5 protein-coding genes and 1 pseudogene are annotated in these 7,094 nt (G+C 30.9%); all 6 read right to left on the bottom strand.

The features are described 5' to 3' along the window. Positions 1-534 precede the first annotated feature (534 nt). The gene (gyrA, locus tag RR409_RS16095) at positions 535-3,090 is read right to left on the bottom strand and encodes a DNA gyrase subunit A (protein WP_332558789.1); all 2,556 of its coding nucleotides are present in this window, start codon (positions 3,088-3,090) and stop codon (positions 535-537) included. A gap of 30 nt (positions 3,091-3,120) precedes the next feature. Then, a complete protein-coding gene (gene gyrB, locus RR409_RS16090; RefSeq protein WP_332558788.1) occupies positions 3,121-5,028 on the bottom strand; it encodes a DNA topoisomerase (ATP-hydrolyzing) subunit B in 1,908 nt (635 codons plus the stop codon). 20 nt (positions 5,029-5,048) lie between these two features. After that, positions 5,049-5,312, bottom strand: a complete 264-nt coding sequence (locus RR409_RS16085) for an extracellular matrix/biofilm biosynthesis regulator RemA family protein (protein WP_332558787.1) — start codon at positions 5,310-5,312, stop codon at positions 5,049-5,051. 15 nt (positions 5,313-5,327) lie between these two features. Further along, on the bottom strand, positions 5,328-6,419 hold the full coding sequence (gene recF / locus RR409_RS16080; RefSeq protein ID WP_332558786.1) for a DNA replication/repair protein RecF: 1,092 nt from the start codon (positions 6,417-6,419) through the stop codon (positions 5,328-5,330). Between the two features lie 312 nt (positions 6,420-6,731). Further along, positions 6,732-6,938, bottom strand: coding sequence for a S4 domain-containing protein YaaA (gene yaaA / locus RR409_RS16075; RefSeq protein WP_332558785.1), 207 nt, complete (start codon positions 6,936-6,938; stop codon positions 6,732-6,734). Between the two features lie 12 nt (positions 6,939-6,950). Then, a pseudogene (locus tag RR409_RS16070) lies at positions 6,951-7,094 on the bottom strand (DNA polymerase III subunit beta); the annotation flags it as partial.

Genomic DNA, 7,094 nt, shown 5'->3' with positions numbered 1-7,094 from the left:
CTACATTGTAGCGTCGTCACCACTTGGCGACTTTTATATCTTATCATCATTAAAAAATTTTGTCAACATATCTTCTTAAATTTATTAATTTATTTTCAATGTTGTATCCACCTCTTAAGGACAAGACTTATAGTATCATACCGCAACATTTCTTAATATATAATAAATGGTTATCAATGAAAATAACCTATTAATATCTTCATAAATCTACTTATATCTTTTAAATCCTAATATTGATACACTTGGAAAAGTTGCCATTACTTTTATGGATTTTATTTTGATTATTGTTCATTTACCATGTTAATTTCAACAAATATTAGTTATTTTACATCAATATTTAAAATACTAAACTATATAAACTAAGCAATATTTATTTTAATTTTATAAATCTTATTACTAAATATGGAATATTGAATTAAGATCTTCTATCATAACACTAATAACTTATAAAAAAAAGTTAAGGCATATTACCTTAACTTTTTTATTTATAAAGATATTAATATTTTAATGGGTTTTCTAGAAGTACTTCAGATTTTAATTTTCCTCATCTTCAATATCATCAAGATCTATTTCAATATCTTCAAACTCATTATCTTCTAGCTCTAGTGCAACATCTGAGCTTTGTTCAAATGTAATTTCATCGTTTTTTTCATTTACTTCTTCTTCTTTGGAGTCGATATAATTAATTTTAGCTATAGCAACTATATTTATATCTTCACCAGTTTTCATAAGTTTAACACCCATAGCATTTCTGCTTGTTGTTGAAATGTCACTTACATTAATTCTAATTATTATTCCATCACTATTTATAAGCATCATTTCATCTAAATCTCTAACAACCCTAGCTCCAACTAATCTACCAGTTTTCTCGCTGACTTTGTAAGTCTTAACTCCCTTTCCGCCTCTTCTTTGAAGAGTGTACTCTGAAATATCAGTTCTCTTACCAAATCCTTTTTCACTGATTACTAGTAATTCCTCATTAGTCTTAGCAATAATCATTGAAACAGCAATATCATCTTCTCTTAAAGTTATAGCTTTAACTCCAGTTGCGGTTCTTCCCATTTCTCTAACATCTTTTTCATTAAATCTGATTGAATAGCCGCTTCTAGTTACGAATACTATTTCACTATTTCCAGTAGTAATCCTAACCCCTATAAGCTCATCATTTTCTCTAAGAGTAATAGCATTTAATCCATTTTTTCTAATATGCTCGTATTTATCTAAAGATGTCTTTTTAACAACTCCATTTTTAGTACCCATTACAAGATAATTATCACTATCAAAAGTTCTCAGTGATATAACCGCTTGAATACATTCACCAGCCTCTAACGGAAGTATGTTTACGATATTAGTTCCTTTAGATGTTCTACTACCTTCAGGTATCTCATAAGCTTTTAATTTATATGACTTACCTTTATTGGTGAAGAATAAAATACTATTTAGCGTTGGAGTGATTAATACATGCTCTACAAAGTCATCTTCTTTTGCATTAACACCTTGTATTCCTCTTCCACCTCTTTTTTGCGCATTATAGGTGTCTACTGGCAATCTCTTTATATATCCAGTATGAGTTAATGTTATAACCACATCTTCTTCATCTATTAAATCTTCATCTTCTAAACTATTTAGACCTTTTTCAATAACAGTTCTTCTTTCATCACCATATTTAGTCTTGATTTCTATCAATTCATCTTTGATAATGCCTAAAAGAACTTCTTCATTTTCAAGAATTGATCTTAGGTATTTTATAGTTTCTAAAATATCTGTATATTCTTGTTCTATTTTATCTCTTTCAAGACCTGTTAATCTTTGTAATCTCATCTCAAGAATTGCTTGAGATTGTTTATCAGAAAGATTAAATCTACTCATTAATCCTTCTTTAGCTTCTTGAGTGGTTTTTGAACCTCTAATTAAAGCTATGACCTCATCTATATGATCTAGCGCTATTATTAAGCCTTCTAAGATATGAGCTCTTGCCTCTGCTTTATCTAAATCGAATATAGTTCTTCTTCTTATAACATCCTTTTGATGATTTAAGTAATGAACTAATATTTGCTTTAAATTTAAAACTTGTGGCTCATTATCTACTAACGCAAGCATAATAATACCAAAAGTGTCCTGCATTTTTGTATGCTTATATAGCCTATTAAGAGTTACATTTGCATTTGCATCCCTTTTTAGCTCTATAACAATTCTCATACCTTCTCTATCAGATTCATCTCTAAGATCGGAGATTCCATCAATTTTCTTATCTTTAACTAGGTCTGCGATGGCCTCTATTAATTTTGCTTTATTAACTTGGTAAGGAAGTTCTGAAACTATTATTCTATTTCTGCCATTGTGTTCTTCTATTTCACACTTGGATCTTACAAGAACTTTCCCTCTTCCTGTTTCATAAGCACTCTTAATTCCGCCTCTGCCTAATATTATACCAGCTGTTGGAAAGTCTGGTCCTTTTATCTTTGTCATTAAATCGCTTACTGTAACTTCACTGTTGTCAATAAGCATTATTACCCCATCTATAACTTCATTTAAGTTATGAGGAGGTATATTTGTTGCCATACCAACCGCTATACCAGATGAACCATTAACTAAAAGATTTGGAAACCTTGATGGTAGTACCAATGGTTCTCTTTCCTCACCATCGAAGTTTGGTCCAAAATCTACTGTTTCCTTGTTAATTTCACGAAGCATTTGAGTTGTAATTTTACTCATTTTTGCCTCTGTATACCTCATAGCAGCAGCAGAATCTCCGTCTACAGAACCGAAGTTACCGTGACCATCTACCAATGTATATCTTATAGAGAAATCCTGAGCCATTCTAACAAGAGCATCATAAACAGAGCTATCACCATGTGGGTGATACTTACCTAAAACGTCTCCTACGATTCTGGCACATTTTCTATAGCTTTTTTCTGGTGTTACTCCAAGTTCATGCATAGAAAATAATATTCTTCTATGAACAGGCTTTAAACCGTCTCTAACGTCTGGTAGAGCACGGCCTACTATAACACTCATGGCATAATCTATATAAGATTTTTTCATTTCATGTCTTATATCAATGGGTAATACCCCATGTTCATTATTCATGTACTACACCCTCACTTTATTTCCTAAAGGTTATATATCTAAATTGCTAACCTTTTTAGCATTTTCTTGTATAAAATCTCTACGAGGCTCAACTTTATCTCCCATTAGTATTGTAAATATCTCATCTGCAGCCATAGCATCTTCTACATTAACTTGAAGTAATGTTCTTACTTCTGGATTCATTGTGGTATCCCATAGTTGAGTTGCATTCATCTCTCCAAGACCTTTATATCTTTGTATATCGGTATTACTGTCTTTTCCACCAAGTTCTTGAAGAACCTTCTCAAGCTCTTTGTCACTATAAGTATAATAATCCTTTTTACTCTTTGTAACTTTATACAGTGGCGGTTGTGCAATGAATACATGACCTCCATCAACTAATTCTCTCATGTAACGGTAGAAGAAAGTTAGTAGTAAGGTTCTGATATGAGCTCCATCAACGTCTGCATCCGTCATGATAATTATTCTGTTATACCTTATTTTTGCTACATCAAAGTCTTTACCTACTCCTGCTCCAAAAGCCGTAATCATAGATCTTATTGATTCTGCACCTAAGATTTTGTCTAGTCTCTGCTTCTCTACATTTAATATTTTTCCTCTTAATGGAAGTATTGCTTGGAATCTTCTATCCCTTCCTTGTTTTGCAGAACCTCCCGCAGAGTCTCCCTCAACGATGTAAATTTCACATTCCTCAGGATCCTTTGATGAACAATCTGCAAGCTTACCTGGAAGAGTAGTGCTTTCAAGAACTGATTTTCTTCTTGTAAGTTCACGAGCCTTTTTCGCTGCTTCTCTTGCCCTTGCTGCATTTAATCCCTTTTCTATTATACTTTTACCAACAGATGGATTTTCTTCTAAAAAAGCACTTACTGTATCTGCAACAATGGTTTCTACTATACCTCTAACTTCGGTATTTCCAAGTTTAGTTTTTGTTTGACCTTCAAATTGCGGATCTGTTAATTTTACAGATATAACAGCAGTTAAACCTTCTCTTACATCCTCACCAGAAAGATTTTTATCATTTTCTTTTAAAAATCCAAACTTCTTAGCGTAATCATTTAAAACTCTAGTTAATGCCGTCTTAAATCCAACTAAGTGAGTTCCACCCTCTGCAGTATCGATGTTATTTGCAAAGGAAAATAAATTTTCAATATAGGTATCATTGTATTGCAACGCTATCTCTACAGAGGTAGTATCTTTTATACCTTCTACATATATCGGCTCATTGTGAATTTTTCCTTTATTTCTATTTAAGTAATCTACGAAGGATTTTATTCCTCCTTCATAGTGGAACTGTAGGCTTTTATCATTTCTCTCGTCAGTTATATTAATTCTTATTCCTTTATTTAAAAAAGCTAATTCTCTTAACCTTTGACACAAGGTCTCGTAATCGAACTCTATTTCTTCAAAAATTTCAGGATCTGGCTTGAAATGAATGGTTGTTCCTTGTTCATCTGTATTTCCAATGCTTTCAAAAGGAGATATAGTTTTTCCTTTTGAAAATACTTGTTTCCAAATATGACCTTCTCTTTTTACAACAACCTCGCACAGTTCTGATAAGGCATTAACAACAGAAGCTCCTACTCCATGTAAACCTCCTGATACTTTATATCCCCCACCACCAAACTTTCCTCCAGCATGAAGTACAGTCATTATAACTTCCACAGTTGGTATATGCATTTTAGGGTGAATTCCTACAGGCATCCCCCTACCATCATCTCTAACTGTAATTGAGTTATCCTCATGAATAAATACGTCTATATTGCTACAAAACCCTGCCAAGGCCTCATCTATACTATTATCAACAATTTCATATACTAAGTGGTGAAGTCCTCTTAAGCTAGTACTACCAATATACATCCCCGGCCTTTTTCTAACAGCTTCAAGCCCTTCAAGCACTTGTATTTGATTTTCATCATAACTTTGATTATTACTCATTTCTATCCTCCTAACTTAAACTAAAGCTCACAATATGCAATATCTGTTCTTTTGCTTAAAGTAGCAGATGAAATCGGAGAAAGGTATACTTTACTCTTTTTATTCACCTCTGCTATTACGAAGGATTTAGGTTTATCCTTTGTAATTCTTTCTACAAACCCATCTTCTTCTGCCATTCTTAAAAATTGACTTGTGTCTGAACTATACATAGTGGAATCAATATCAAAGATTCCTATTACATCTTTAACTGGTACCACTACATTCTCACCTAAATGCAGAAACATTGTAACCCTCCTAATTTATATTTCTTCTATGCTACCGCTTGTTACCTTGAATATTTTAAAAACCGTACTTGTTAGATTATTTTTAATATCATTTATTCCTGTACAAGTAATTAGAGTTTGAACATCTTTAATGGAGTTCAATATATATTCTTGCCTTTTTGTATCGAGCTCAGACAATACATCATCAAGAAGAAGAAGTGGATACTCTCCAGTTAGCTCTTTAATAATATACATAGATGCAAATTTAATTGATAATACAGAAGTTCTTTGCTGACCTTGCGATCCAAAAATTTTTACATCCATATTATTTATAAAAATTGAAAAATCATCTCTATGTGGTCCAACGGATGTAACTCGTCTCTCTATGTCCTTACTCCTACTGATGGACAGTTGATTATAAAGCTGATCTTTAATATCCTTAGTTTCCTTCAATTGCATCATATATTTAAATTCTATAACTTCTTTATTTTGAGTTATATCACTGTGAACTTCTCTTCCTTTTTGATTTAACTTTTCTATATAATTAAGTCTTTCACTCACTATATAACTTCCAAGTTCAGAAAGCTGAATGTCATATATATCTAGCATGTCTGGATTACTATTATATTTTTTTAATACCATATTTCTCTCATTGAGAACTTTTTTATACATAGATAAATTATAGTAATACTTAGAATTTAACTTACAAAGCTCTATATCTAAAAATCGTCGTCTGTAGGAAGGAGAATCTTTTACTATATCTAAATCTTCTGGAGAAAACATAACTACATTTAGCACACCAACTAAATCTTGTAATTTTGTTATTTTTATAGAATTTATATTAATTCCCTTTTTTCCTTCCTTGAAAATTTTAATTTCTATTTTTTTGTCCAATCTTTCTTTAGCCACATAAGCTTTTATATAAGTTTCTTCTTCGTTCCATTTTACTAGCTCTTTATCCCTATTAGTTCTGTGTGATTTTCCAATACTTGTATAGTAAAGTGCTTCTAAGATGTTAGTTTTTCCTTGAGCATTATCTCCTACAAGCACATTTGTACCATTACAGAAATTAATATTTAATTCCTTGTAATTCCTAAAATTAATTAAATTTAAATATTTAATATACATAAAAACACCTATCTAAAATTATATCATAATATATGTTTCAAGTGTAAATTTTCGTAGAAAAAACAGTCCTTTTACATAATACCTTTAATTTTACTAGAATAGCAATCTATTTAAAATAATCAATTATTTGTAAAAGTAAAATTTATCTATTAACTTTATTTTAATATATGGTATATTAATTTGCCATTTTTACAAATAAAAATTATCTGAGTTTATTTTTATTAAATTTTATTAGGTTTTATTCATCTTGAGCAATTATAAAATTATGTTTAAAGTTAAAAGAGGCTGTGTCAACTCAGCCTCACTAAATATTTACTTGATTTTATAAAACTCATTTTGAAATTCTACTTCATCATCTTTATACAATTTTTTTCCTCTTTGAGTTTCAACTTCACCATTTACTTTCACTTCTCCATTTTGTATATAAAATTTAGCCTCTGAGCCTAACACTGCTGCTCCTGTAAATTTTAAGAAAGAATCTAATTTTATAAACTCTGTGGAAATTTGTACTTCAACCATTTTAATCACATCCTAGTTATTGTTTAAAAGTCTTACTGGTAATAATAAGTATGTGCAATTATTTTCCTCTTTATTTTTAACTACACATGGGGTTATAGAAGATGTGAACTCCATTACGATTTCGTCTTCTTCCATGATTTTAAATACATCGATAAG

The sequence above is a fragment of the Clostridium sp. genome (genome assembly GCF_036642255.1).
In the GTDB taxonomy this organism is placed as follows: Bacteria; Bacillota; Clostridia; order Clostridiales; family Clostridiaceae; genus Clostridium_J.
Note: the sequence above shows the minus strand (reverse complement) of the source record. Positions and strands in the feature narration are given on the sequence as shown.

Bases quoted from the DNA above. Each gene is read 5' to 3' on its own strand.
- recF (WP_332558786.1), bottom strand. From the start codon at position 6,419: ATGTATATTAAATATTTAAATTTAATTAATTTTAGGAATTACAAGGAA.
- gyrB (WP_332558788.1), bottom strand. From the start codon at position 5,028: ATGAGTAATAATCAAAGTTATGATGAAAATCAAATACAAGTGCTTGAA.
- gyrA (WP_332558789.1), bottom strand. From the start codon at position 3,090: ATGAATAATGAACATGGGGTATTACCCATTGATATAAGACATGAAATG.
- RR409_RS16085 (WP_332558787.1), bottom strand. From the start codon at position 5,312: ATGTTTCTGCATTTAGGTGAGAATGTAGTGGTACCAGTTAAAGATGTA.
- yaaA (WP_332558785.1), bottom strand. From the start codon at position 6,938: ATGGTTGAAGTACAAATTTCCACAGAGTTTATAAAATTAGATTCTTTC.